Origin of the sequence: Pseudomonas sp. Y5-11 (genome assembly GCF_022368695.1) — a bacterium.
GTDB lineage: Bacteria > Pseudomonadota > Gammaproteobacteria > Pseudomonadales > Pseudomonadaceae > Aquipseudomonas > Aquipseudomonas parakoreensis.
The window spans coordinates 4,945,613-4,972,161 of sequence record NZ_CP058974.1; the positions used below are offsets into that span (position 1 = coordinate 4,945,613).

Genomic DNA, 26,549 nt, shown 5'->3' on the forward strand with positions numbered 1-26,549 from the left:
CTCCCACAGGGTCAGGTGTGGAATGAAGATCTCGGGTTCACTCAATCACTGTGGGAGCGGGCTTGCCCGCGAAGAGGCCGGAACAGACAACCTCAACCTCAAAGAATCAGTGTCTTTCGAGGGCATTCACCAGGTCATGGAAGGCTTCACGGTTGGAATCGTTCAGCCCCATGAGGATCTTGTGCGCTTCAAGCACCTTGATCCGCACCACTTCTTCTGACTGGTCCTGATCCGGCAGGTCGTCCAGGCACTCGGGGCACGGCACCGGGTGGTTGACGATGTTGAACACCTGTTCGAAGCCCATCGACTGCAACAGACGGGTGATGTCTTCGTGGGTGGTGACGACGGTCGGCAGCAGGCCGACCTTTTGCCGCGACAGGATCGACAGCTTGGCCAACAGGCCCAGGGTGGTGCTGTCGATGCTGCGGGTTTCGGTCAAATCGATCACGATCGCGTTGAAATTCAGCGCGGTGAAGATTTTCTCAATAGTCGCATCCAACGCCGAACACAGGGTCAGGCGAACTTCACCGACGAACTTCAGGACGAAGGTGCCGTCCTGCTCGGCGAACTGGATTCTACCGGTACTCATTGAAGGTTCCTGCTCAACACCAACAGGGCGATATCATCCGGCATCTCCCCTAGCGTGGCCAATCCAAACACTTGCCGCAGACCATCCAGGCTGCCGCCCGCCGACTTCACCCGTTGTGGCAAAGCGGCTTCTTTTTCTTTGAGCGTAGGTTCTGGCAATAGATCCAGAATACCGTCGGACATCAGCGTCAGGCTGAACGTCGGTGGCAGCTCAAGCACATGATCTTCGTAGGTGGCCTCGTTGAACAGGCCCACCGGCAAACCGCGGCCTTCGAGGTAACGAACACTGTCAGGCGTGTACAACACAGGCAACGGCAGATGGCCGCCGATGCTATAGGTCAACAAACCGGTCTCCTCGTCGATGACTCCACCGACCATTGTGACGTGTTTGCCCAGCTTACAACTGATCAGCCCCCGGTTGATATGACCAAGGACTTCCGAAGGCTTGAATTCCGGCAATGTGCCGTTGCGCTTGGACTCGAACAGCAAGCGCGTGGTCATGAACTTCAGCAGCACGGTGACGAACGCCGAAGAGGCGCCATGCCCCGACACGTCAGCCAGGTAGAACGCCACCCGACGCTCGTCGACGCGGAAATAGTCGACAAAATCTCCCGACAGGTACAGCGACGGGATGATCTGGTGGGCAAACTGGAACTCGTCGATGCGCCACGGGCTTTCCGGCAGCATGTTCATCTGTACCTGGCGACCGGCGTTCTGGTCTTCCTGCAGCAGGTTCAGGCTGGCTTCGAGCTCGCGGTTGGCCTTCTCCAGCTTCTCGCGGTAGCGCTGGTTCTCCAGCAGCAGGCGCGCACGATCAAGCGCACGACGCACCGAGTGCTCGAGCACGGCCAGGTCTTCAAGAGGCTTGATCAGGTAGTCCGCCGCACCCAGGCGCAGCGCCTCGACCGCGTCGTTCATCACGCCGGCACCCGAAACGACGATCATCGGCGTTTGCGGTGACCGCTCGGTGACCTGACGGATGAGTTCGAGCCCACCCATCTGCGGCATGCGCAGATCGCAGATGACCAAGTCGGGCTTGTCTTGCTCGAATACCTGAAGACCCTGTTGGCCGTTGCTGGCCTGCAGGACGCTGAAACCACTGTCTTCCAAATAGGCCGCGAGGCTCGCGCGCACTACTTCGTCATCATCGATTATCAGCAGCGTGGCACTGGTTTTTGGCATGTGGGCAAACGGCGCCAGAATTAGGTTGGCGTAGCAGGCGGGGCATCGGCCCGGCTCAGACTACTGGATTCGCTTTCTAGCCTCTCTGCTGCACCGCTTTCGAGCAGTGGCCCGGAACGCGATTGCACCAGAGGTGCCCTTCTAAGGCGCAGACGGTACTCCCATCCGCGGGGCGTTTCAAGCATGCGCCGATGGTCGCTTGACGACTTTACTTGTCAAATCACCGAGAGTTATAAGAACCGCTCAAACCGTAACCCAATGGAAGGTCAAAACCATGAGTCAAACCGGTCGGGACTACAGCGAAAAGCGTGATTTCATCCGCATGCGGGTCGACGCCGATGTGGTGTTGATCCATGAGGGTGATGAGGTATCAGCCGTGTGCATCGACCTCTCGAGCAGCGGCATGCAGGTTGAGGCACCGCGCCAGTTCGCGGTTGGCGACCGCTTGAGTGTGCGCATCGACTCCGATCATGCCGCCTTGAGCGGTCTGGAAGCGGAGACCGAAGTGGTCTGGGTCAAGGCCCAGGATGGCGACAGCCAGAAGCTCGGCCTGAGCATTCTGAAAATGAAATAAGCGCACACAAAAAAGGCGGCCTCAGGGGCCGCCTTCTTGTCATCGGTCGAAATCAGAAATCGTCTTCGACTTGACCATCCTTGACCTTGAACTCGCGATTCTGCAGGTAGGCGTTGCGGATGAAGGTGTACTTGTCGCCGCTGATCAGCTTCTCGCTCGACAGCAGGCTGGCGCGGGTATCGACGATGTTCAGGCCGAATACCGAGTTACGCACAGGCACGTCGTTGATGTAGCGGTACGGACCGGTGTAGCTGTCGACGTACTTCGACGGCGCATCACGCAGGGTGCTCGGGCCGAGCAACGGCAGCATCACGTAAGGGCCGCTGCTGACGCCCCAGTAACCGAGGGTCTGACCGAAGTCCTCATCGCTGCGATTGAGGCCCATTTTGGTGCCGACATCGAAGAAGCCCAGCAGGCCGAACGTGGTGTTGAAGATGATGCGCGCGGTATCGACACCAGCGGCTGCGGGCTTGGCCTGCAGAATGTTGTTCGCCAGGTTGGTGACGTCACCGACGTTGCGGAACATGTTGTGGATGCCGTCTTCAAGGAACTGCGGCGTCACGTACTCGTAGCCCTGCGCCAGCGGCTTGAGCGCGTAGGTGTCAACGAAGTCGTTGAACTGGAAGATCGGGCGGTTGACGCTTTCCCAAGGGTCTTCTTCCGTTGCAGCATTGGCGGCGAACGGAACCAGCAAGACGCTGGCACATACACATAGCTGAGCGAGAGGATTGCTCCAGCGCATAGAAAAGCTCCTTGGATTCGTACTGGCGCGGGCACCGTCGGCCCAAGCGTTAAGACCGCTAGTATAAGCGCAAAAGCCGTTTTGGGCAGTCTACCTGTCAAGAGTAATGCAGGACGTTTCCAGAGCGCGCCTTCACACACCTGTCATCCAGCTGTCACCGATGTCGCCTAACCTCGTGACTATTTCAGGGACGTTGCCATGACCCACGCTGAAGCCTTGCCTGTCGCCGCGCCCGGCCTGACCGCCGTGCTGTTCGGACTCAGTGGCTGTCTGGTGGATTTCGGTGCCCGTGCCCGGCAACACGCCAGCATGCTGCCCGAGCACGCCGACGCCACACCCGGCGCCCTCGACAGCCTGCTCAGCCTGCAGCGCCAGCAGATTCCCTGTGCGTGGATCGATGAACTGCCCCCTGCCCTCGCGCATCCCCTGGCGGCCTCTCTGCCGGCGTGGATCAAACCGACGCAATATTCAGCAACAAACAATCCATGGCCCGCGCCGAATGCCTGCTGGCAGGCGCTGATGGGCTTGAACGTCAGCCGTCTGGATGGCTGCGTGCTGGTCAGTGGCGAGCCGCGCCTGCTGCAAGCGGGCCTCAACGCCGGGCTGTGGACCATTGGCCTGGCTTCCTGCGGCTCGTTGTGCGGCCTGTCGCCGAGCGAGTGGCAAGCCTTGAGCCAACAGGAACGCGAACAGCGCCGCGGCAAGGCGACCCTGCAGTTGTTCAATCTGGGCGTGCATTCGGTGATCGACCACCTGGGCGAGCTCGACACCTGCCTGGCCGACATCAACCTGCGCCGCCTCAAGGGCGAAAAGCCCTGACCGGGATCATGCAGGTTGCAGCAGAGTGGATTAATCTAAAGGTCAGCCATAGACCTTTGGCGCGCGGCTGCGGTCAATGCCAGTGCCTCTTGATAAAAGGAAACCACCATGCCCGCCCAAGAACTGCAAAAACAACTCGACACCCTGCGCGAGCAACTGGAGCAGAATCCGCCGCTGTCCGAAACCGAGCGTGAAGATTTGCATGCGCTGATGGCGCAGATTGAAACCGAAATCAAACTGGAAAGCGCCACTCAGGACGCCAGTATCGCCGATGGCGTGAACCTGGCGGTTGACCGCTTTGAACTCGAACACCCGGCCATTGCCGGCACCCTGCGCAATATCGTCAATGCGCTGGGCAGCATGGGGATCTGATTCGCGGGCATCCCAAAAAAGCAAAAGATCGCAGCCTGCGGCAGCTCCTACAGGGAATCTCATGTAGGAGTTGCCGCAGGCTGCGATCTTTTGATCTTACTGACGGACCAGTCGGTGGTTCGGCAGTTGTACCGCTTCGGTGCTGCGATACGGGTTGATATCCAGCCCGCCGCGACGCACATACCGCGCAAACACCGTGAGCTTCTCCGGCTTCAGCAAACGCTGCAGATCGAGGAAGATCCGCTCCACGCACTGTTCGTGGAAGTCCGAGTGCTGGCGGAAGCTGACGATGTATTCCAGCAGACTGGCGTGATCCAGCGCCGCACCACGATATTCCACGACCACGCTGCCCCAGTCTGGCTGGCTGGTCACCGGACAGTTGGATTTGAGCAGATGGCTGTGCACGCTCTCTTCGACAATTCGCGAATCATCGCAACGCAGCAGTTCCGGACGCGGATGCTCATAGTTGCTGACGCTGATGTCCAGATCGTCGATGCACACGCCCGGCAACGCCACGACACCTTCGGCTTCGACCTCTTTCAGGCTGCGTACGCGCACGCCGACCGGTTTGCCGGCAGCGGCCGACAGGTCCTTGACCAGCGTCGCTTCCAGGCTGGCGATGTCGGCAAACGGCGTCTGGTTCAGCGAGTTCAGGTACAACTTGAACGACTTCGATTCGATGATGTTCGGCGAATCCGCCGGAATGCTGAATTCACCGATCGCCACCACCGGTTTGCCCGACGGCAGCAGCCACGACAGTTCGAAGCAGTTCCAGAAATCCACACCTTTATACGGCAGGGTTTCGGCGGTCAGGCCCAGTTCGGCCCATTTCGCGGTGCGCGGAATCGGGAACAGCAGTGACGGCGTGTACGTGGCGATGTATTCGCTGGATTTGCCCAGCGGCGAATGTTCGGCTGCGGGATGCATGGCGGAAACCTGACTGAAGAATCAGCGGATTCTATCAGCCTTTGCGCCCGCCTTTGAGTGCTTACTGACTGACAGTCAGTTTGCCGACCATGCCCGCCTGGTAGTGCCCGGGAATATTGCAGGCAAATTCCAGGCTGGTGGCCTTGCTGAAGGTCCAGGTCAGCTCGGCGGTCTTGCCCGGCTCGACCAGCACGCTGTTGGGGTCGTCGTGCTGCATGCCGTGGCCCATGCTGCCGTGATCCATGCCCGCCATGTCGTGGGACATTTCTTTCATGCCGGTAGGCGTCAGCATGCCGCTTTGCTGCATCTGCAGCATTTCCTGCTGGTGTTGGGCATGCATCGCCGCGTCACCGAGGTTGAATTCGTGCAGCAACTGGCCTTTATTCACCAGGACAAAGCGAACCGTCTCACCGGCCTTGACCTGAATCGCCTTGGGGTCGAACGACATGTCGTTCAGTACAACTTCAATGCTGCGAGTAGCCTTGGCTGCTGGTGCCGGTTGGCCAAAATCATAAGTGTGTGCGGGAGCGGCCCAGACAGGTGAACTCAGTGCCAGCAAGCAGGCGGCGACGGCCAGAGGGTTGCGCAAAAACATGGTCATACTCCAACAAGAAAAGGTTCAGCCTGTGGGAAACTCTAGCCCGCCTGCGCTGGCAGCTACCTGACAGGCAGATTACAACTTTGTCAGGTTGGCGCGCGCCGTCTGCTCCCACGGTATAACGCTTTCGTTTCTATATATTCGAGTCGCCCATGAAACTGCTAATCGTCGAAGACCAACCGAAAACCGGCCACTACCTGCGCCAGGGCTTGACCGAGGCCGGGTTCAACACGGAACTGGTGGCCGACGGCAACAGCGGCCAGCAACTGGCGTTGAGCGGTGATTATGCGCTGCTGATCCTCGACGTGATGCTGCCCGGGCGCAGTGGCTGGCAGATTCTGCACGCGGTGCGAAGTGCCGGACTCGACACGCCGGTACTGTTTCTCACCGCCAAGGATGCCGTGGAAGACCGGGTGCACGGTCTTGAACTCGGTGCCGACGACTATCTGGTCAAACCGTTCGCCTTCTCCGAGTTGCTGGCGCGGGTGCGCAGCCTGCTACGCCGGGGCAGTGCGACACCCCAGGAAACCAGCCTGCAACTGGCCGACCTGCGCCTGGACCTGATTCGCCGCCGGGTCGAACGCAGTGGCCAGCGCATCGACCTCACCGCCAAGGAATTCGCCCTGCTGGAAATGCTCCTGCGTCGCCAGGGTGAAGTGCTGCCGAAATCGTTGATTGCCTCGCAAGTCTGGGACATGAACTTCGACAGCGACACCAACGTGATCGAAGTGGCGATCCGTCGCCTGCGCCTGAAGATCGACGATGACTTCCCCAACAAACTGATCCACACCGTGCGTGGCATGGGTTACGTGCTTGAAGAGCGTCCAGCCTGATGCGTCGCCTGTCGCTGAGTTCTCGCCTGGCCTTGCTGTTCGCCGCGTGCACCGCCGTGGTCTCGCTGTTCGCCGGGGTGCTGTTCAGCCGCGCCAGCGAGGCGCACTTCATTGAGCTCGATCAGCAATTGCTGGATGGCAAACTGATCGGCCTGCGCCGGGCCTTGCAGGATGTGCAACCCGCTCAGCGTGAGGCGCGGCTGGCGGATGAGCTGAGCCGCCAGGCCGATCTGGCGCTGCGTATTACCGGCAGTGACGGCCAGCGCTGGTACGACAGTTCGACGCAGATCCCTACGGAGTTGCCGAAACAATCCGGCCTGTCGACCATCAGCCATGACGGCGCCGACTACCGCGTGCTCAACGCCCCGCTCTACCCGGACAAGTCCGATACACCACAACTGACGCTGCTGCTGGACATCACCCATCACCAGCACTTCCTGCAACGCATGCAGCATCTGATCTGGCTGACCGTCGGCTTGTCGGCCCTGGCCACTGCGCTGCTCGGCGCCTGGGCGGCGCGCAGCGGCTTGCGCCCACTGCGGCGCATGAGTGCAGTCGCCCGTGGGATTTCTGCACAATCGCTGAATGCCCGACTGCCGGAAGCGCAAATGCCGCCGGAGCTGGCAGAAATGGCCCACAGCTTCAACGCCATGCTCGGACGCCTCGATGACTCGTTTCAGCGGCTGTCGGCGTTTTCTGCCGACATCGCCCATGAACTGCGCACACCGCTGTCGAACCTGCTGACCCACACCCAGGTCACCCTCACCCGCCCACGACCGCTCGAGGATTACCGCGAAGCCCTGCACAGCAACCTCGAAGAACTGCAATGGATGGCCCAACTGGTCAACGACATGCTTTATCTGGCCAAGGCTGACCATGGTTTGCTGATGCCCAAGCGCGAGGCGCTGGAGCTGGCGGATGAAAGCGATGTATTGCTCGAATTCTTCGCGCCACTGGCCGAAGACGCCGGGGTGACGCTGAGTCGCCAAGGTCATGCGCGAATAGAGGGCGATCGCAGCATGCTGCGCCGGGCCTTGTCGAATCTGCTGGATAACGCGCTGCGCTTCACTCCGGTGGCGGGCAGCGTACGCCTGTCCATCGTCGATCAGCCGCACGCGGTGCAGGTGTCGGTGGAGAACAGTGGCGAAGAGATTTCGGCAGAGCTGTTACCACGGCTGTTTGACCGGTTTTATCGCGCCGATCCGGCGCGGCAGGAAGGCAGCATTGAGCATGCGGGGTTGGGGCTGGCGATTACCCAATCGATCGTCCGGGCGCATGGTGGGCAGATTCATTGCGAATCGGCTGCGGGGTGGACGCGGTTTGTGATCGAGTTGCCCAAGGAGGCTTGAGGCCAGCAGGTACGGCCCCATCGCGGGCAAGCCCGCTCCCACAGTGTTTTGTGTCGTTCACATAATGGTGACTCAACTCAATACCTGTGGGAGCGGGCTTGCCCGCGATGGCGATTTCAGCGCTTACGAATATCTCAACGCGTGAGCCGGCTCGATCTTCGCCGCCCGCAACGCCGGGTACACCGTCGCCAGGAAGCTCAGAATAAAGCCCGCCGAGCAGATCAACAGCACATCCCCGCCCTGCAATTCCGAAGGCAGGTTGCTGACGAAGTACACGTCGGAACTGAAGATGTGCTGCCCGGTGACGCGCTCGACCCAGCCGACCATCTCACTGACGTTCAGCGCGGCAATCACGCCGAGCACACCGCCAATCAATGTGCCGACAATGCCGATCACTGTGCCCTGCACCATGAAAATCGCCATGATCTGCCGTGGCGTGGCGCCGATGGTGCGCAGAATCGCGATATCCGCGCCTTTGTCGTTCACCACCATGATCAGCGTGGCGATGATGTTGAACGCCGCCACAGCGACAATCATCAGCAACAGCAGGCCGATCATGGTTTTTTCCATTTTCATCGCGCTGAACAGACTGCCCTGGGTGTGGGTCCAGTCGTCAGCCTTGAACTCGGCGCCCAGGCCTGCGGCGATGTCCGAGGAGACTTTCGGCGCGGCGTACAGATCCTTCACCGCCAAGCGCACGCTCTGCACCTGATTCGGCTGCCAGTGCTGCATGGTCGCGGCATCGGCCACGTGGATCAGGCCCATCGAGCCGTCCAGCTCGGCGCCGACCTTGAACACACCGACCACGTTCAGCCGTTGCATGCGCGGGGTGATGCCCCCCGGTGCGCTGCTGACTTCCGGGACGATCAGGGTGATCTTGTCGCCGACATTGAGACGGAAGCGGCGCGCGGTGATTTCACCGATTACCACGCCGAACTCACCCGGCTTCAGATCATCAAGACGCCCCTGCACGATGTGCTGGGCCACGATCGACACCTTGCCTTCCTGGGCCGGATCGACGCCGCTGATCTGGATCGGCTGCATCAAGCCCTTGTAAGACAGCATGCCTTCCATCTCGGTGAACGGCACGGCGGCGGTCACTTCGGGATTTTTCAGCGCGGCAGCGGCCACCGGCTGCCAGTCATTGATCGGCTTGACGCCAACGATGGTCGCGTGCGGCACCATGCCGAGGATGCGCGAGCTCATCTCGCGCTGGAAGCCGTTCATCACCGACAGCACCACAATCATCGCCAGCACGCCGAGGGCGAGCCCGATCATCGAAGTCATCGAGATGAACGAAACAAAGCGATTGCGGCGCTTGGCGCGGGTATAGCGCGTGCCGATAAAGATCGATAACGGTCTGAACATTCGCTGGGGCACCGTATAAAAATCAAGCTTAAAAAAGCGGCCAATCGTTTGAGAGCGTAGCGAGCGAAGGAAAGACAAGGCAAAAACAGGCGAGGAAGCGGAGCCTACTGGCTGTAAATGAGCATTCCGAGCCTGTTTTTAACGCAGTATTTCCGAGCGCAGTAGCTCTTAAGCGATTGGAGTCAGGCAGCCTTCCTGCAGTTGCAGGACGCGGTCCATCTGGCGGGCCAGGTTCATGTCGTGAGTCACCACCAGGAACGCCGTGCGCATCGAAGTGCTGAGTTCCAGCATCAAGTCCTGAATGCCTTCGGCGGTGTGCGAATCGAGGTTGCCGGTCGGCTCGTCGAGCATCACAAGGCCTGGGTTGTTCACCAGCGCACGGGCGATGGCCACACGCTGGCGCTCGCCACCGGAAAGCTCGGCCGGTTTGTGCTCCAGACGATGGCCCAGACCGACACGCTCAAGCAACGCGGTAGCGCGCTGACGTGCTTGCGGGATCGCGGTCTTGCCGATCAGCAACGGCATGCAGACGTTTTCCAGTGCGGTGAATTCCGGCAGCAAGTGGTGGAACTGGTACACGAACCCGAGGGCACGGTTACGCAGCAGACCACGCTTCTTTTCGCTCAGCGCTGACAGCTCTTCGCCGTCAAGCCAGACGCTGCCCTCGGTTGGGGTGTCGAGACCGCCCAGCAGGTTGAGCAAGGTACTTTTGCCCGAACCGGATTTGCCGACGATCGCCACACGCTCGCCCGGGTGCAACTCCAATTGCAGACCGGCCAGCACTCGCACCGACTCCGGGCCTTCCTCGTAGGATTTGCCCAGGTTGCGGCAACTCAAGATTGCTTTATCACTCATGCCCGACTCACTCATAACGTAGCGCCTCCGCCGGCTGGGTGCGCGCAGCACGCCAGGCGGGATACAGGGTGGCGAGGAAACTCAGGACCAACGCAGCGGCGCAGACCATGACCACGTCCTGGCTCTGCACCTGCGACGGCAGGTAATCGATGAAATACACGTCGGCGTTGAGAAACTTGTGGCCGATCAGCCCTTCAAGGGCGGAAATCGCAGCGCTGACGTTGAGCGCGGCGAAGATCCCGACCACCGCACCAATCGCCGTACCGACCACGCCGATCACGGTGCCCTGCACCATGAACGTACGCATGATCGTCCCCGGCGTAGCGCCGAGGGTACGCAGAATGGCGATGTCGCTCTTCTTGTCATTTACCACCATTACCAGCGTGGAAATGATGTTGAACGCAGCCACCGCGACGATCAGCAGCAACAGCAGACCGATCATGGCTTTTTCCATGCGGATCGCCTGATACAGGTTGCCGTGGGTACGGGTCCAGTCGCGGGCGTAGTAATGGTCTTCGCCCAACTGCTGGGCGATGGTCCAGGCCACGCGCGGCGCCTGGAACAGATCATCGAACTTCAACCGGATGCCCTGCACCTGATCAGGCTTCCAGCGGTGCATCTTCGCCAGATCCTGCAGGTTGGTGACGCCCAGATAGCCGTCCAGCTCACCGGCGCCAACATGAAAGATGCCGACCACGGTAAAGCGCTTCATGCGCGGGAACATCCCGGCCGGGGTCACGCTGACCTCCGGCGCGACGAAGGTGACTTTGTCACCCAGGCCCACGCCGAGCTTGGTCGCGGCCTTGTCGCCGATGACGATGCCGAAGCTGCCCGGCGTCAAATCGTCGAGTTTGCCCTGCTTCATGAAGTTGTCGATGATCGACACATTGCGCTCGAGCGCGGGGTCGATGGCGTTGAGCAACACCTTGGACACCTGGCCGTTGTTGGTCAGCAAACCCTGCATCTGAGTAAACGGCGCAACGGCCGTTACCTCCGGGTTGCGCTTGACCTTGGCGGCCAGGCTCTGCCAATCGTTGATCGGTTCGCCGGTTTCAAGAGTCGCGTGGGGCACCATGCCCAGCACGCGGGTGCGCATCTCATGATCGAAGCCGTTCATCACCGAGAGCACCACGATCATCACGATCACGCCGAGGGCGAGCCCGATCATCGAAGTCAGGGAAATGAATGACACAAAATGATTGCGACGCTTTGCACGGGTATAACGCGTGCCGATAAATACGAAGAGAGGTCTGAACATGTCGGGGCTTGTTCGGAGGGAAAAGGAACGTCCTTGTGGCGGGGGTCGATAACCAGCTTTACACTCAGACCACCGCCGCTACCATGGGTTCGCCATGTCGACATTAGATGAAGAAGATCGCCGCGAATACTACCGTATCGAGGACATGATCGCACTGGAAATTCGGCCCCTGTCCGCTCCCGAAGCCGCAGGCCAGGAAGTGTTGCAGGATGCTTCCCCGCTGTTCAACCTGCTCAGCGAACTGCACCTGAGCGAATTCGAGTCGCAGCACCTGTTGCGCCAGATCAGCGAGCGCGACCGGGCGATTGCCGCGTTCCTCAAATCCCAGAACAAACGCATCGACCTGCTCAGCCAGGTGGTCGCCCTGACCGTGCTCGGCCACATTGGCGAGCCGCAACCGGTGATCCTCTCCGAAGGCGGAATCGACTTTCAGCACCCGACGCCAATCGCCACGGGCGCGCACCTGTCGGTGAAACTGGTGCTGATGCCGCAGGCGCTGGGCCTGCTGCTGCGTGCCCGCGTCACCCATTGCGACCGCAAGGGCGATGGCTACGACATCGGCACCGAGTTCGAACACTTGACCGACGCCCAGCGCCAGTTGCTCGCCCGTTATATCTTGCAGAAACAGGCCCAGGAACGACGCCTGGCCCGTGAACAGAACGAATCAGGCATTTAAATTAAGGAAGCACCGTGACCCTCATCTACGGCCACCGCGGCGCCAAGGGCGAAGCACCGGAAAATACCCTGACCAGTTTTCAGGAATGTCTCAAGCACGGCGTGCGCCGTTGCGAACTGGATCTGCACCTGTCCAAGGACGGCGAGCTGATGGTGATCCACGACCCGACCCTCAAGCGCACCACCGACCGGCGCGGCAAGGTGGTCGAGCACACCGCCGCCGAACTGGTGACCTACGACGCGCGCAAGGGCGGCCCGGGCTGGATCAAGCCGTGCCCGATTCCGACCCTGGAAGAACTGTTCGAGCAGTGCGATTTCGAGCACTGGCAACTGGAAGTCAAAAGCGCTTCACGCACCCGCGCCGCCACCACCGTGTTGGCGATTCGCGAAATGGCCCAGCGTCATGGCTTGCTGGACAAGGTCACCATTACTTCGAGTTCGCGGGAAGTACTGAAGGCAGCGCTGGAGTTGGTGCCGGACGTGTCGCGTGGACTGGTCGCCGAATACGCCTGGCTCGACCCGTTGAAGGTCGCCGCCAGCTATGGCTGTGAGATCTTGGCGCTGAACTGGACGCTGTGTACGCCGGAACGCCTGCAGAAGGCGCAGCGTCAGGGGCTGCATGTGTCGGTGTGGACCGTCAACGAGCCTGCGCTGATGCGCAGACTCGCCGACTTCGGCGTTGACAGCCTGATTACAGACTTTCCCGGTTTGGCCACTGCCACCCTCGAGAATTGCTGAAATCGGTCTCCCCGGCCGGCTCAGGCCACCGGCCGGAGCCCGTCAAAAAAGCCGGTTGAGGCCGTCGTACGCCGCTACCCGATAGGCTTCGGCCATGGTCGGGTAGTTGAACGTGGTGTTGACGAAGTACTTTAGCGTATTCAACTCACCCGGCTGGTTCATGATCGCCTGACCGATGTGCACGATCTCCGACGCCTGATAACCGAAGCAGTGAACACCCAGCACTTCCAGGGTTTCACGGTGGAACAGGATTTTCAGCATGCCTTGCGGCTCGCCGGCGATCTGCGCACGCGCCATGCTCTTGAAGAACGCCTTGCCGACTTCGTACGGCACTTTGGCCTGGGTCAGTTCCTGCTCGTTCTTGCCGATCGAGCTGATCTCCGGAATGGTGTAGATGCCGGTCGGCACATCATTCACAAAGCGCCAGCTACCGTTATCGACAATGCTACCAGCCGCCGAACGCCCTTGGTCGTGGGCGGCACTGGCCAGGCTCGGCCAGCCGATCACGTCGCCGGCGCCGTAGATGTTCGGCACGCAGGTACGGTAAGCCTCGTCGACTTCGATCTGGCCACGGCTGTTGACCTTGACCCCGATGTTTTCCAGACCCAACTGGTCGGTGTTACCGGTACGGCCGTTGCACCAGAGCAAAGCGTCGGCCTTGATCTTCTTGCCGGACTTCAGGTGCAGGATCACGCCGTTGTCCACGCCTTCAACGCGATCGTAATCTTCGTTGTGGCGCACGGTGATGTTGTTGTTGCTGAAGTGGTAGCTCAACGCCTGGGAGATTTCCGAGTCGAGGAAGCTCAGCAACTGACCGCGGTTGTCCACCAGCTCGACCAGCACCCCCAGACCGCTGAAGATCGAGGCGTATTCGCAACCGATCACGCCGGCGCCGTAAACGATCAGTTTGCGCGGGGTGTGGCCAAGGCTGAGGATGGTGTCGCTATCGTAGATACGCGGGTGATTGAAATCGATGTCCGCCGGGCGATACGGACGCGAACCGGTAGCGATGATGATGTGCTTGGCCACCAGTTTCTCGACCACGCCGTTGGCGCAGACCACTTCGATGGTTTGCTCGTCGGCAAAGCTGCCGGTACCGATGAACACGTCGACGCGGTTACGGGCGTAGTAGCCGGTGCGCGAAGCGACTTGTTTGGAGATAACCTTTTCTGCGCTTTTCAACACGTCCGGGAAGGAGAACCAGCGTGGCTCGCCGATCGCCCGGAACATCGGGTTGGTGTTGAACTGCATGATCTGCCGCACCGAGTGACGCAGGGCCTTGGACGGGATGGTTCCCAGGTGGGTGCAGTTGCCGCCGACCTGGCGACGACTGTCGACCATGGCCACCTTGCGCCCTGCTTTGGCGGCGTTCATTGCCGCGCCTTCTCCCGCCGGGCCGGAACCCAGCACCACCACGTCGTAGTTGTAGACAGCCATGCGTACTCCTCAGAACAGGCCGCGGTGCCAGCAGCACCAGCGGCTAAATCACGCCGAATCGCGGCGCGAAGGAACAATTGGGGGCCAGTAAAGAACCCGGACACAGTCTATAGAAGCGTCAACGCCGCGCACATTAACCCTTGGTCGCGTCGTAGGCTACTTTTGCCTGCACTACAACGCCAGCTTTCGTACTGTTTTCAGTCAACTTTTGCACGACTCAGGCGCTCGAAAGCCGCACTGGTGCGAATAACGAAGCCTGTATCGGCACGAATCACGAAGAATGCACCAATGTCGTGTTTTTCGGCATAGTCCCAAGCCCTTTCAAGCCCGAGAATCAGCAACAGCGTCGATAGTCCATCGGCCATCAACGCTGAAGGATGAATCACCGTGACTGATGCCAGGTTGTGCAGGACCGGCGCCCCACTCCGCGCATCAAAGGTGTGGGAATAGCGCCGACCGTCCTGCAGGAAATAGTTGCGGTAATCACCGGAGGTGGACACGCCGTAGCCATCGACCTGAATGATCCGTTCGGCCACCTGTTGATCGTCACGCGGCGCCTCCAGCGCGATGCGCCATGCCGAGCCGTCGAGCTTATTGCCCTTGGCCTTCAGCTCGCCGGTGGCTTCGGCGAGATAGTCATGGATGCCCATCGATTCGAGTCTGGCGGCGATGGTGTCGACGGCATATCCGGCGGCGATGCTGTTGAAATCGACCTCGACAGCGGCGTCCTTGCACAAGCGGTCGACGTCGATACGCAAATGGCGGTAGCCGACCCGCTGCAGGGTTTCGGCCAGCACGGCGGGGTCGGGGACTTTCTCTTCACGCCCTTGCGGGCCGAACCCCCACAGATTCATCAGCGGCTCGACGGTCAAGTCGTAGGCACCTTCGCTTTGCTCTGCCAGTTGCTTACCAACTCGGACCAATTCGAGCACGGCGGCGGGCATGGTCTGACAGCTGTTCGCCGGCAAGGCATTGAAGCGCTCGATGTCGGAATCACTGCGATAGGTCGACATCTGTCGATCCACGTCAGCGAGGATACCTTCCACTTCACGGCGAACTTGCGCCGGCTCGGCAATACCCGCGTGTCGCACGTACTTGATCGAATACGTGCTGCCCATGGTCGGGCCACCAAAACTTTCCAGGGAATCACCGTTGCCACAGGCCACGAGGACAACCACCACACTCACAAGCCCAACCCACCGTCCAGTGAACAATTCTTCATCTCCCCATAAAAGCGCGCCGGCCATTATGGATCAAAGGCCCGCACGCTCCCCATCGGATGCAACGCGTTACAAGAAACCCATAATGAGTAACTGAAAATGTCCTCGACCACGGGCAAAGGCAAAGCGATTTTTCGCGTTGTCAGCGGTAACTTTCTCGAGATGTTCGACTTTATGGTCTATGGCTTCTACGCCACGGCCATCGCCAAAACCTTCTTCCCGGCCGACAGCGCCTTCGCTTCCCTGATGCTGTCCCTGGCCACCTTCGGCGCTGGCTTCCTGATGCGTCCGCTGGGGGCGATCTTCCTTGGCGCTTACATTGACCGTCACGGTCGTCGCCAGGGCCTGATCATTACCCTTGCGCTGATGGCCGCCGGTACGATCCTGATCGCCTGCGTGCCGGGTTACGCCACCCTGGGTGTCGCCGCGCCGTTGATCGTGCTGTTCAGTCGCTTGCTGCAAGGCTTCTCGGCCGGCGTAGAGCTGGGCGGTGTTTCGGTGTATCTGGCGGAAATTGCCACGCCGGGCCGCAAGGGCTTTTTCGTCAGTTGGCAGTCGGCAAGCCAGCAAGCAGCGGTGGTGTTTGCCGGTCTGCTCGGGGTGGGCCTCAACCACTGGCTGAGCCCGGAGCAGATGGGTGACTGGGGCTGGCGCGTGCCGTTCCTGATCGGTTGCATGATCGTTCCGGTGATCTTCGTGATTCGTCGCTCGCTGGAAGAAACGCCGGAATTCCAGGCGCGTAAACATCGCCCTACCCTGCGGGAAATCGTCCGCTCGATTGGCCAGAACTTCGGCATCGTCATCGCTGGCATGGCGCTGGTGGTGATGACCACGGTTTCGTTCTACCTGATCACTGCCTACACCCCGACCTTCGGCAAGGCCGAACTGCATCTGTCGGACTTCGACGCGCTGCTCGTGACCGTGTGCATCGGTCTGTCGAACTTCTTCTGGCTGCCAGTGATGGGCGCGGTGTCCGACAAGATCGGGCGCAAACCCCTACTGCTGGCGGCGACCCTTCTGGCGATCCTGACCGCTTACCCGGCGCTGTCGTGGCTGGTGGCGAACCCGAGCTTCAGTCATCTGCTGATCGTCGAGCTGTGGCTGTCGTTCCTGTACGGCTCGTACAACGGCGCGATGGTGGTGGCGCTGACCGAAATCATGCCGGTGGAAGTGCGCACGACCGGGTTCTCGCTGGCCTATAGCCTGGCAACAGCGACCTTTGGCGGCTTTACGCCTGCGGCCTGTACTTACCTGATTCACGTGCTGGACAACAAGGCTGCGCCGGGAATCTGGCTCAGCGGTGCGGCGGTGCTGGGATTGATTGCGACGCTGGTGCTGTTCCGCGGGAACAAACATGAATTGCGCACTGCGCAAGCCGCTGTGACAGGTGGCGCCAGATAGGACGCCATCGCTGGCAAGCCAGCTCCCACAAGGTCTTGAGGCGTACATGCCATGGCGCAGCCTGCCAGGAAACCTGTGGGAGCTGGCTTGCCAGCGATGAGGCCGGATCAGGCAATAGAGATCTGCCAGGCATAAAAAAACGCCCCGACCTAGGTCGGGGCGTTTTCATTTGCGGTCAAGGCTTAGCGCGGGAACGCTGGCGGGTTTACACCGGCCATGTCTTCCATCACGCGAACCACCTGGCAGCTGTAGCCGAACTCGTTGTCGTACCAGACGTACAGCACAACGCGGTTGTCCTGAACGATGGTCGCTTCAGCATCGACCACACCGGCGTGACGCGAACCCACGAAGTCAGTGGACACCACTTCCTGCGAGTTGACGAAGTCGATTTGCTTGTGCAGATCGGAGTGCAGCGCCATGTAGCGCAGGTACTCGTTCATCTCTTCACGGCTGGCGGCTTTCTCAAGGTTCAGGTTGAGAATGGCCATCGACACGTTTGGCGTCGGAACGCGGATCGCGTTACCGGTCAGCTTGCCGGCCAGCTCAGGCAGGGCCTTGGCAGCAGCGGTGGCAGCACCGGTCTCGGTGATGACCATGTTCAGCGCGGCGGAACGGCCACGACGGTCACCCTTGTGGAAGTTGTCGATCAGGTTCTGGTCGTTGGTGTACGAGTGAACGGTTTCGACGTGACCGTTGATGATGCCGAACTTGTCATTCACAGCCTTCAGCACCGGCACGATGGCGTTGGTGGTGCAGGAAGCGGCGGACACGATCTTGTCGTCAGCGGTGATTTCGTTGTGGTTGATACCGTGAACGATGTTCTTCAGCTTGCCTTTGCCAGGCGCGGTCAGAACAACGCGAGCAACACCCGGGCATTGCAGGTGTTGACCCAGGCCATCGGCGTCACGCCATACACCGGTGTTGTCCACCAGCAGCGCGTCTTTGATGCCGTACTGGGTGTAATCCACCTCGGTCGGGTTCTTCGCGTAGATCACCTGGATCAGGTTACCGTTGGCGGTGATGGTGTTGTTTTCTTCGTCGATGACGATGGTGCCGTTGAACGGACCGTGTACCGAATCGCGACGCAGCAGGCTGGCGCGTTTGGTCAGGTCGTTTTCGGCGCCCTTGCGCACGACGATGGCACGCAGACGCAGACCGTCGCCACCACCGGTTTTCTCGATCAGGATGCGCGCCAGCAGACGGCCGATACGACCGAAGCCGTACAGCACAACGTCAGTGCCTTTGCGGGCCGAAGCGTTTTGCTGACCAACCACGTCAGCCAGTTCTTCACGCACGAACTGCTCGGCGCTGCGGCCATTGCCTTCGCTGCGGAATTTGAACGCCAACTTGCCCAGGTCTACCGAAGCCGCGCCGAGCTTGAGCTCGCTCATGGCTTTAAGCAGAGGGAATGTTTCGTGGACGGAGAGTTCGCTATCGTCGGAGGAACGGTGGCGAGCAAAGCGGTGAGCTTTGAGAATCGCGATGACAGACTGGTTGATCAGGCTGCGGCCATAGATCGAGCTCACCACGTTGTTATTGCGGTAGAGCTGACCGATAAGCGGAATCATCGCTTCTGCGAGTGCTTCACGGTCGATCCATTCACCAAGACACTGGTCGGGCTTCTGAGTCACGGGAACCTTCCACATGTAGGGGCAGAAAAAAGGGGCTACATTATGCCGCCGAGAACCTCTTGTAGCAATGCGCGCTTGTCGCGCAATCGGTAACAAAATTCCGTTCAAAAAAATTACGCCTCGCGCCAGCCCAGTAAAACCGGGGCTTTCAGCGCAGTCAATTTTTCGACGACTGTTAGCCGATGTCTGTAACCCTCCGTAACACCGGTCGATTTCGGCACTACATAACCGTAAAAAAAGTGCTCGTTTTTATGGTTACCACTACATTTCGCGCAAACCGCGCAGATAGACGCAGTCTGCAACTGACAGCCGGCACCTGACGCCGCTACAATTACCGACTTTGTCGCAACGCCTGGAGCTCAACCTTCCGTGCCTGTTCTGCGTCTACCGCTTCTCCCTGCCGCGGCAGGTAAACAGCATTGGGGCAACTTGCCCGGTGCCGCCCTCAGCCTCGCGATTGCCGAGGCTGCCAGCGCAGCCAAGCGCTTCACCCTGCTACTGACCGCCGACAGCCAGAGTGCCGAACGGCTGGAACAGGAGCTGAGCTTCTTCGCCCCGGATTTGCCCGTGCTGCATTTCCCCGACTGGGAAACCCTGCCGTACGATCTGTTCTCGCCGCACCAGGACATCATTTCCCAGCGCATCGCCAGCCTGTACAGGCTGCCGGAACTGGCGCATGGCGTGCTGGTGGTGCCGATCACCACCGCCCTGCATCGCCTGGCGCCGACCAAATTCCTGCTTGGCAGCAGCCTGGTGCTGGATGTCGGGCAGAAGCTCGATGTCGAACAGATGCGCTCGCGCCTGGAAGCCAGCGGCTATCGCTACGTCGATACGGTTTACGAGCACGGCGAGTTCACCGTACGCGGCGCGCTGATCGACCTGTTCCCGATGGGCAGCAAACTGCCCTATCGCATTGACCTGTTCGACGACGAAATCGAAACCCTGCGCACCTTCGACCCGGAAAACCAGCGCTCCATCGACAAGGTCGAATCGGTCAAGCTGCTGCCGGCGCGAGAGTTTCCGCTGCAGAAAGATGCGGTCACCCGCTTCAAGGCGCGATTCCGCGAGCGCTTCGATGTCGACTTCCGGCGCTGCCCGATCTTCCAGGACCTGAGCAGCGGCATCACGCCCGCCGGTATCGAGTACTACCTGCCGCTGTTCTTCGATGAGACTTCGACGCTGTTCGATTACCTGCCGCAGGACACGCAAGTGTTCTCGCTGCCGGGCATCGAGCAAGCAACGGAAAACTTCTGGAACGACGTGCGCAATCGCTACGAAGAGCGCCGCGTCGATCCATCACGTCCTTTATTGCCGCCCGCCGAACTGTTCCTGCCGGTGGAGGACTGCTTCGCCCGTCTCAAGAGCTGGCCACGGGTAGTGGCCAGTCAGCAGGACGTCGAAGCCGGTGCCGGTCGCGAGCGCTTCCCGGCGCAAGCGCTGCCGAACCTGGCGATCGAAGCCAAGGCGACGCAACCGCTGGCGGCGCTCTCGGCATTCCTCGACGAATTCCCCGGACGCGTGCTGTTCACCGCCGAATCCGCGGGCCGTCGTGAAGTCCTGCTGGAGTTGCTGGAGCGTCTGAAGCTGCGGCCGAAAACCGTCGACAGCTGGCCGGACTTCGTTGCGAGCAAGGACCGTCTGGCGATCACCATTGCCCCGCTCGACGAGGGTTTGATGCTCGATGACCCGGCGCTGGCGCTGGTGGCCGAGAGTCCGCTGTTCGGTCAGCGGGTGATGCAGCGTCGTCGCCGGGAAAAACGTGCCGACGCCAACAACGATGCCGTGATCAAGAACCTCACCGAGCTGCGCGAAGGCGCGCCGGTGGTGCACATCGATCACGGGGTCGGGCGTTATCTGGGCCTGACGATTCTGGAAATCGACAATCAGGCGGCGGAATTCCTCACCCTGGAATACGCCGAGAACGCCAAGCTCTACGTGCCGGTGGCCAACCTGCATCTGATTGCGCGTTACACCGGCAGCGATGACTCACTGGCGCCGCTGCACCGCCTCGGCTCCGAGACCTGGCAGAAAGCCAAGCGCAAAGCCGCCGAACAGGTGCGCGATGTCGCTGCTGAATTGCTCGACATCTATGCCCGCCGCGCCGCGCGCGAAGGCTACGCGTTTGCCGACCCGAAAGCCGATTACGCGACGTTCAGCGCCGGTTTCCCGTTCGAAGAAACCCCGGATCAGCAAGCGACCATCGAAGCCGTGCGCGAAGACATGCTCGCGCCGAAGCCGATGGATCGCCTGGTCTGCGGCGACGTCGGTTTCGGCAAGACCGAAGTGGCGATGCGCGCAGCGTTCATCGCCGTGCACGGCGGGCGTCAGGTGGCGATTCTGGTGCCGACCACCCTGCTCGCCCAGCAACACTACAACAGTTTCCGCGACCGCTTCGCCGACTGGCCGGTGACCGTAGAAGTGATGAGTCGCTTCAAATCGGCCAAGGAAGTCAACGCGGCGATTGCCGATCTGGCGGAAGGCAAGATCGACATCGTCATCGGTACGCACAAGCTGCTGTCCGACGATGTGAAGATCAAAAACCTCGGACTGGTGATCATCGACGAAGAACACCGTTTCGGTGTCCGGCAGAAAGAACAACTCAAGGCCCTGCGCAGCGAAGTCGACATTCTGACGCTGACCGCCACGCCGATTCCGCGCACGCTGAACATGGCGGTGTCGGGTATGCGCGATCTGTCGATCATCGCCACGCCGCCGGCGCGACGCCTGTCGGTGCGCACGTTCGTCATGGAGCAGAACAAGAGCACGGTCAAAGAGGCCCTGCTGCGTGAACTGCTGCGCGGTGGGCAGGTTTACTACTTGCACAACGACGTGAAGACCATCGAGAAGTGCGCTGCCGATCTCGCCGAACTGGTGCCGGAAGCGCGGATCGGCATCGGCCATGGGCAGATGCGCGAACGCGAACTCGAACAGGTGATGAGCGACTTCTATCACAAGCGCTTCAACGTGCTGATCGCCTCGACCATCATCGAGACCGGCATCGACGTACCGAGCGCCAACACCATCATCATCGAGCGCGCCGACAAGTTCGGCCTGGCGCAATTGCACCAGTTGCGCGGACGTGTGGGTCGCAGTCACCACCAGGCTTACGCCTACCTGCTGACGCCGCTGCGCCAGCAAATCACCTCGGACGCGGAAAAGCGTCTGGAAGCGATTGCCAACACTCAGGATCTGGGCGCCGGCTTCGTGCTGGCGACCAACGACCTGGAAATCCGTGGCGCCGGCGAATTGCTCGGCGACGGCCAGAGCGGGCAGATTCAGGCCGTGGGCTTCACGCTCTACATGGAGATGCTCGAGCGCGCGGTGAAGTCGATCCGCAAGGGCGAGCAACCGAACCTTGATCAACCGCTCGGCGGTGGCCCGGAAGTCAACCTGCGGGTGCCGGCGCTGATACCGGAAGACTATCTGCCGGATGTTCATGCCCGCCTGATCCTGTACAAGCGCATCGCTTCGGCCACCGACGAGGAAGGCCTGAAGGATCTGCAAGTGGAGATGATCGACCGCTTCGGTCTGCTGCCGGAGCCGACCAAGAATCTGGTGCGCATCACCGCGCTGAAGTTGCAGGCCGAACAACTGGGCATCAAGAAAGTCGACGGTGGCCCGCAAGGTGGCCGCATCGAGTTCGCCGCGCAGACGCCGGTCGACCCGATGACCTTGATCAAACTGATCCAGACTCAGCCAAAACGCTACAAATTCGAAGGCGCCACAATGTTCAAGTTCCAGGTGCCGATGGAACGCCCGGAAGAGCGCTTTAATACTGTAGAGGCGCTGTTCGAGCGCCTCCTCCCGAAAACTGTTTGAAGGACGCCGCATGCGCCTGTTTCGCTCACTGACTTTGCTACTCAGCTTCGTAGCACCGATGGCGTTTGCCGATGACACCTACATGGTCGAAATGATTCTGGTGCGGCAGAACGCCGTACCGGCGATTGTCAGCCGCGCGGCCCCGGAAGACTGGGCAGCCGGCGCTCAACGCCTCGACGATGCCAGCCAGCGCACACCTGCCTTGAATGAGGTGGCCAACAAACTCAGCGCCACCGGCGAGTACAGCGTGCTGCTGCACAAGGCCTGGCAGCAAACCCTCGGCGAAGCGCCGACCAAGGTGGCCGTCAGCGACGGCAAGGAACAGTTCGGCCAGTTCCCGATCGAAGGCACCCTGGAAATGAAACTCGGGCGCTTCACCGACGTGAACGCCGACTTCTGGGTCAACCAGATCGACGCCAACGGCATGGTCACTGCCAGCGAACGCCTGAAGCAGGACAGCCACACTAAAAACGGCCAGCTCAACTATCTCGACAACGGCCACCTGGCGCTGCTGATCAAGATCACTTCCCTGACGGCGCCCGCCCCTCGGCAAGCTCCTGAAGCGATTCCGGACTGATCGAAGTCCTTATGTCCCCGCCCCTGAGTAAACCGTTGGCACCCTCCTGGGTCAGCCGATTCAAGGAACAGAGCCTGGAGCGTGGCCGCCGCTACGCCCTGGAGAATCGGGTACGCATCGCGCAGGTTGGCGATGCGACCATCACCGCCAGTTGCGAAGGCTCTGGCGGTAACGTCTACCGTCAGACCATTCACTTGCGCGAGTCAGCCAAAGGCACCCTGCTGCTGGTTGACGCCAGCTGTACCTGCCCGGTGCGCAACAACTGCAAGCACTGCGCTGCGGTACTTCTGCAAGTGCAGGAAACCCTCGAATACCCGGCCGCCGCAAAAGACGCCGAACTGCTGGAAAAACTCCAGGCCGTATTGGAGAACCGCAGCCCCAAGGCGCCGCCGCAAGTGCTGGTGGACAACGTGCAACCGCTGCCGCGCCTGTGGCTGGCCAGCGTCGAGTTCAGCGCGTTCGAGCCACGCAACGGCAAGATGCAGCGCTACATCCAGCATCGCGCGGCGCTGTCGTTCAGCTATCTGGATGAATACGTCAGCGGACAGAAAAACAGCGACATCCTGATCCGCCAGGAAACCCAGACGCTGCGGATAAAACGCCATCCTGAAGTGGAACAGTCCTACCGCGAACAGTTAAGAATCCTCGGCTTTCGCATCGCCACCCGCCAGAGCAAGGCACTACCGGAAAGCGCTGGTGAGCTGTACGAAATGGTCAACGACAGCGCCTGGCTGACGTTCACCCTCAATGAACTGCCGAAACTGCGTACCCAAGGCTGGGAATTGCAGATCGACGAGGAATTCGGTTTCGACCTGACTGCCGTCGACGACTGGTACGCCACCGTCGAACAGGCGCCGGAGCGCGACTGGTTCGATCTGGAGCTGGGGATTATCGTCAATGGCGAACGCCTGAGCCTGCTGCCGATCCTGCTCAACCTGATGCGCTCGCACACGGAAATCCTCAACCCGGAACGCCTGGCACGGCGACGCGATGACGAACTGATTCTGGTCAATATTCCGCAACGCAACAGTGAGCACGGGCCACTGCAGGTGGCCCTGCCCCTTGGCCGACTGAAACCGGTGCTGGCGACACTGGGCGAGTTTTACTTGCAGGAGCCGGGCGAAACCACCCTGCGCCTGAGCAAAGCCGACGCGACGCGGCTCAATTCGCTGGAAGGCCTTCCCCTGCTGTGGGAAGGCGGCGAGCAGATTCGCAGCTTCGCCCAACGCCTGCGCGACATCCGTGATTACACGGCCAAGGCACCGAAGGGTTTGAACGCGACGTTGCGCCCTTATCAGCTCGAAGGTCTGAGCTGGATGCAGTCCCTTCGTCAGCTTGAGGTCGGCGGGATTCTTGCGGACGACATGGGCCTGGGTAAAACCCTACAGACCCTGGCGCATATTCTCAGCGAGAAAAACGCCGGACGCCTGGATCGGCCATGCATGGTGGTGATGCCCACCAGCCTGATCCCGAACTGGCTCGATGAGGCTGCGCACTTCACGCCGCAACTGAAAGTGGTCGCGCTGTACGGTGCCGGCCGCAAAAAGCATTTCGAGCATCTGGCCGACTTCGACCTGATCCTGACCACCTATGCACTGCTGCCCAAGGACGTCGAACGGCTGGCACAACAGCCGCTGCACGTTCTGGTGCTGGACGAAGCCCAATACATCAAGAACCCCAACAGCAAGGCCGCGCAGGCCGCTCGCGAACTCAACGCGCGCCAGCGCCTGTGCCTGAGTGGCACACCGCTGGAAAACCACCTCGGCGAGTTGTGGTCGTTGTTCCACTTTCTGCTGCCGGGCTGGCTGGGCGACGTCAAAAGTTTCAATGCCGACTACCGCGTTCCGATCGAAAAACGCGCCAGCGAAGTCAGATTGCAGCACCTCAATGGGCGGATAAAACCGTTTCTGCTGCGCCGGACCAAGGAACAGGTGGCTACCGAACTGCCGCCGAAAACCGAGATCATCCACTGGGTCGATCTCAATGAGGCGCAGCGCGATGTGTACGAAACCATGCGCCTGGCGATGGACAAGAAAGTCCGCGACGAGATCACTCGCAAGGGCGTGGCGCGCAGCCAGATCATCATTCTTGAAGCCCTGCTCAAGCTGCGTCAGGTTTGCTGCGACTTGCGCCTGGTCAACGACGCCACCCTGCCCGCTCGCGGCAGCAGTTCCGGCAAGCTCGACAGTCTGATGGAAATGCTCGAGGAGTTGTTTGAGGAAGGTCGGCGAATTCTGCTGTTCTCGCAGTTCACGTCAATGCTGTCACTGATCGAAGACGAACTGAAAAAACGCAACGTGGCCTATGCCCTGCTGACGGGACAGACCCGCGATCGGCGCACGCCGGTGAAGGAATTCCAGAGCGGTAAGCGTCAGATCTTTCTGATCAGCCTGAAGGCCGGTGGCGTTGGTTTGAACCTGACCGAAGCGGACACGGTGATTCATTACGACCCGTGGTGGAACCCGGCAACGGAGAATCAGGCGACTGACCGCGCGTACCGGATCGGCCAGGAAAAGCCGGTGTTCGTTTACAAGATGATTGCCCGGGGCACGGTGGAAGAGAAGATTCAGCACCTGCAGAAGGAAAAATCCGACCTGGCGGCAGGCGTGCTGGATGGGCGCAAGGCCGGGGACTGGAAACTGCAGAGCGATGATATCGAAGCGCTGTTTGCGCCGTTGCCGGATAAGCTCGACAAGCGTTGAGCCCCTCCCTGCCAATTAGAGAGCTGTCGCTGGCAAGCCAGCTCCCACAAGGTTATGAGTCGAACACAACACTGTGATTCAACTCGATACCTGTGGCAGCTGGCTTGCCAGCGATGAGGCCAAATCGGTTTCGGTCAGACTCAGCCCTTGAGCACCCGCGCCAACGCCGATTTCACTTTGCCCATCCCGTCATGCAGCGCCTGCTCGATCTCGGCCATGGTGATCACTTCGGTGGTCTTGCCCGCCGCCGGATTCACCACCAGCGCCAGGCAGGCGTAATCCAGCTCCAGTTCACGGGCCAGCGCGGCTTCCGGCATGCCGGTCATGCCAACGATGTCGCAGCCATCGCGCTCCAGTCGCACGATCTCCGCCACGGTTTCCAGACGCGGGCCCTGAGTGCAGGCATACACGCCCTGATCGCTGTATTCGCAACCTTCGGCAGCCACCGCCGCAATCAATTGCTGACGCAGCGGCTCGCTGTAAGGAAAGCTGAAATCGATGTGGGTGACGTGCTCCAGATCGTCGGCGAAAAACGTGTGTTCGCGACCGCTGGTGTAGTCGACGATCTGATGCGGCACACAGAAGTGGCCGGTGCCCATGGCCGGGTGAATCCCGCCCACCGCGTTGACCGCGATGATCGCCTCCGCGCCAGCCTGCTTCAGCGCCCACAGGTTGGCGCGGTAGTTGACCTTGTGTGGCGGAAAGCGATGCGGATGGCCGTGACGGGCGAGGAACAGCACTTCCTTGCCAGCGTATTCACCGATCTGCACGTCGGCTGATGGCGCGCCATAAGGCGTGTCTACCGCCAGCGATTGGCGAATGGTCAAGCCTTCGAGTTGAGTCAGGCCGGTGCCACCAATGATTGCGTAAACCGTCATAGCAAA

23 protein-coding genes are annotated in these 26,549 nt (G+C 60.5%); 11 read left to right on the forward strand and 12 right to left on the reverse strand.

All coding sequences use genetic code 11. The features are described 5' to 3' along the window. Window positions 1–106 precede the first annotated feature (106 nt). Both rssC and rssB read right to left on the reverse strand, forming a co-directional pair. Window positions 107–589, reverse strand: coding sequence for an anti-sigma factor antagonist RssC (gene rssC / locus HXW87_RS22045; RefSeq protein WP_003226553.1), 483 nt, complete (start codon window positions 587–589; stop codon window positions 107–109). Then, on the reverse strand, window positions 586–1,770 hold the full coding sequence (gene rssB / locus HXW87_RS22050; protein ID WP_041074010.1) for a two-component system response regulator RssB: 1,185 nt from the start codon (window positions 1,768–1,770) through the stop codon (window positions 586–588). The genes rssC and rssB overlap by 4 nt, the downstream gene beginning before the upstream one ends. Before the next feature lie 274 nt (window positions 1,771–2,044). Between rssB and HXW87_RS22055 the strand changes: the two genes are divergently transcribed. Further along, window positions 2,045–2,344 (forward strand): PilZ domain-containing protein, encoded by a 300-nt coding sequence (locus HXW87_RS22055; RefSeq protein WP_095668728.1) that lies wholly within the window; start codon window positions 2,045–2,047, stop codon window positions 2,342–2,344. Window positions 2,345–2,396: 52 nt separating this feature from the next. On the opposite strand, the gene HXW87_RS22060 is transcribed toward HXW87_RS22055, so the two are convergent. Beyond that, on the reverse strand, window positions 2,397–3,086 hold the full coding sequence (locus HXW87_RS22060; RefSeq protein ID WP_047295245.1) for a VacJ family lipoprotein: 690 nt from the start codon (window positions 3,084–3,086) through the stop codon (window positions 2,397–2,399). 198 nt (window positions 3,087–3,284) lie between these two features. Between HXW87_RS22060 and HXW87_RS22065 the strand changes: the two genes are divergently transcribed. Together HXW87_RS22065 and HXW87_RS22070 are read left to right on the forward strand one after the other, a co-directional pair. Further along, a complete protein-coding gene (locus tag HXW87_RS22065) occupies window positions 3,285–3,905 on the forward strand; it encodes an HAD family phosphatase (RefSeq protein ID WP_121186387.1) in 621 nt (206 codons plus the stop codon). 108 nt (window positions 3,906–4,013) lie between these two features. Further along, window positions 4,014–4,277, forward strand: coding sequence for a DUF4404 family protein (locus HXW87_RS22070; protein ID WP_134177047.1), 264 nt, complete (start codon window positions 4,014–4,016; stop codon window positions 4,275–4,277). 96 nt (window positions 4,278–4,373) lie between these two features. On the opposite strand, the gene queF is transcribed toward HXW87_RS22070, so the two are convergent. Together queF and HXW87_RS22080 are read right to left on the reverse strand one after the other, a co-directional pair. Continuing rightward, window positions 4,374–5,204 (reverse strand): NADPH-dependent 7-cyano-7-deazaguanine reductase QueF, encoded by an 831-nt coding sequence (gene queF, locus HXW87_RS22075; RefSeq protein ID WP_121186389.1) that lies wholly within the window; start codon window positions 5,202–5,204, stop codon window positions 4,374–4,376. 61 nt (window positions 5,205–5,265) lie between these two features. Then, window positions 5,266–5,799 (reverse strand): cupredoxin family protein, encoded by a 534-nt coding sequence (locus HXW87_RS22080; protein ID WP_121186391.1) that lies wholly within the window; start codon window positions 5,797–5,799, stop codon window positions 5,266–5,268. A gap of 155 nt (window positions 5,800–5,954) precedes the next feature. On the opposite strand from HXW87_RS22080, the gene HXW87_RS22085 reads away from it, so the two are divergent. Beyond that, window positions 5,955–6,635: a heavy metal response regulator transcription factor gene (locus HXW87_RS22085; RefSeq protein ID WP_041073997.1), complete on the forward strand. Its 681-nt coding sequence runs from the start codon at window positions 5,955–5,957 to the stop codon at window positions 6,633–6,635. After that, the gene (locus HXW87_RS22090) at window positions 6,635–7,984 is read left to right on the forward strand and encodes a heavy metal sensor histidine kinase (RefSeq protein WP_182401855.1); all 1,350 of its coding nucleotides are present in this window, start codon (window positions 6,635–6,637) and stop codon (window positions 7,982–7,984) included. Before HXW87_RS22085 ends, HXW87_RS22090 begins: the two co-directional genes overlap by 1 nt. Window positions 7,985–8,107: 123 nt before the next feature. On the opposite strand, the gene HXW87_RS22095 is transcribed toward HXW87_RS22090, so the two are convergent. From HXW87_RS22095 to HXW87_RS22105, 3 genes are all read right to left on the reverse strand, one after another. Next, window positions 8,108–9,352: a lipoprotein-releasing ABC transporter permease subunit gene (locus tag HXW87_RS22095; RefSeq protein ID WP_121186397.1), complete on the reverse strand. Its 1,245-nt coding sequence runs from the start codon at window positions 9,350–9,352 to the stop codon at window positions 8,108–8,110. 168 nt (window positions 9,353–9,520) lie between these two features. Further along, on the reverse strand, window positions 9,521–10,207 hold the full coding sequence (gene lolD, locus HXW87_RS22100; RefSeq protein WP_182401857.1) for a lipoprotein-releasing ABC transporter ATP-binding protein LolD: 687 nt from the start codon (window positions 10,205–10,207) through the stop codon (window positions 9,521–9,523). A 7-nt stretch (window positions 10,208–10,214) separates the two neighbouring features. After that, window positions 10,215–11,465: a lipoprotein-releasing ABC transporter permease subunit gene (locus tag HXW87_RS22105; protein ID WP_095668723.1), complete on the reverse strand. Its 1,251-nt coding sequence runs from the start codon at window positions 11,463–11,465 to the stop codon at window positions 10,215–10,217. A gap of 94 nt (window positions 11,466–11,559) precedes the next feature. Between HXW87_RS22105 and HXW87_RS22110 the strand changes: the two genes are divergently transcribed. Continuing rightward, window positions 11,560–12,141, forward strand: a complete 582-nt coding sequence (locus HXW87_RS22110) for a PilZ domain-containing protein (RefSeq protein ID WP_239777764.1) — start codon at window positions 11,560–11,562, stop codon at window positions 12,139–12,141. Between the two features lie 14 nt (window positions 12,142–12,155). Continuing rightward, window positions 12,156–12,878 (forward strand): glycerophosphodiester phosphodiesterase family protein, encoded by a 723-nt coding sequence (locus HXW87_RS22115; RefSeq protein ID WP_041068969.1) that lies wholly within the window; start codon window positions 12,156–12,158, stop codon window positions 12,876–12,878. 42 nt (window positions 12,879–12,920) lie between these two features. On the opposite strand, the gene sthA is transcribed toward HXW87_RS22115, so the two are convergent. Continuing rightward, window positions 12,921–14,315, reverse strand: coding sequence for a Si-specific NAD(P)(+) transhydrogenase (gene sthA / locus HXW87_RS22120; RefSeq protein WP_041068973.1), 1,395 nt, complete (start codon window positions 14,313–14,315; stop codon window positions 12,921–12,923). 197 nt (window positions 14,316–14,512) lie between these two features. Next, the gene (locus HXW87_RS22125) at window positions 14,513–15,562 is read right to left on the reverse strand and encodes an FAD:protein FMN transferase (RefSeq protein WP_239777765.1); all 1,050 of its coding nucleotides are present in this window, start codon (window positions 15,560–15,562) and stop codon (window positions 14,513–14,515) included. A gap of 72 nt (window positions 15,563–15,634) precedes the next feature. Here HXW87_RS22125 and HXW87_RS22130 point away from each other — a divergent pair, with 72 nt between their 5' ends. Further along, window positions 15,635–16,936, forward strand: coding sequence for an MFS transporter (locus tag HXW87_RS22130; RefSeq protein ID WP_239777766.1), 1,302 nt, complete (start codon window positions 15,635–15,637; stop codon window positions 16,934–16,936). A gap of 182 nt (window positions 16,937–17,118) precedes the next feature. Here the strand turns inward: HXW87_RS22130 and HXW87_RS22135 are convergent, their stop codons facing one another. Beyond that, the gene (locus HXW87_RS22135) at window positions 17,119–18,582 is read right to left on the reverse strand and encodes a glyceraldehyde-3-phosphate dehydrogenase (RefSeq protein WP_003226583.1); all 1,464 of its coding nucleotides are present in this window, start codon (window positions 18,580–18,582) and stop codon (window positions 17,119–17,121) included. A 354-nt stretch (window positions 18,583–18,936) separates the two neighbouring features. Here HXW87_RS22135 and mfd point away from each other — a divergent pair, with 354 nt between their 5' ends. The 3 genes from mfd to HXW87_RS22150 are packed head-to-tail and all read left to right on the forward strand — an operon-like array spanning window position 18,937 to window position 25,665. Beyond that, window positions 18,937–22,386, forward strand: coding sequence for a transcription-repair coupling factor (gene mfd / locus HXW87_RS22140; RefSeq protein ID WP_239777767.1), 3,450 nt, complete (start codon window positions 18,937–18,939; stop codon window positions 22,384–22,386). A 10-nt stretch (window positions 22,387–22,396) separates the two neighbouring features. Next, window positions 22,397–22,963, forward strand: a complete 567-nt coding sequence (locus tag HXW87_RS22145) for a CsiV family protein (RefSeq protein ID WP_047295268.1) — start codon at window positions 22,397–22,399, stop codon at window positions 22,961–22,963. Between the two features lie 11 nt (window positions 22,964–22,974). After that, window positions 22,975–25,665 carry a DEAD/DEAH box helicase gene (locus tag HXW87_RS22150; protein ID WP_239777768.1) on the forward strand — a complete coding sequence of 897 codons (2,691 nt, stop codon included), beginning with the start codon at window positions 22,975–22,977 and terminating at the stop codon, window positions 25,663–25,665. A 140-nt stretch (window positions 25,666–25,805) separates the two neighbouring features. Here the strand turns inward: HXW87_RS22150 and HXW87_RS22155 are convergent, their stop codons facing one another. After that, window positions 25,806–26,543 carry an S-methyl-5'-thioinosine phosphorylase gene (locus HXW87_RS22155; protein ID WP_095668720.1) on the reverse strand — a complete coding sequence of 246 codons (738 nt, stop codon included), beginning with the start codon at window positions 26,541–26,543 and terminating at the stop codon, window positions 25,806–25,808. Window positions 26,544–26,549 lie beyond the last annotated feature (6 nt).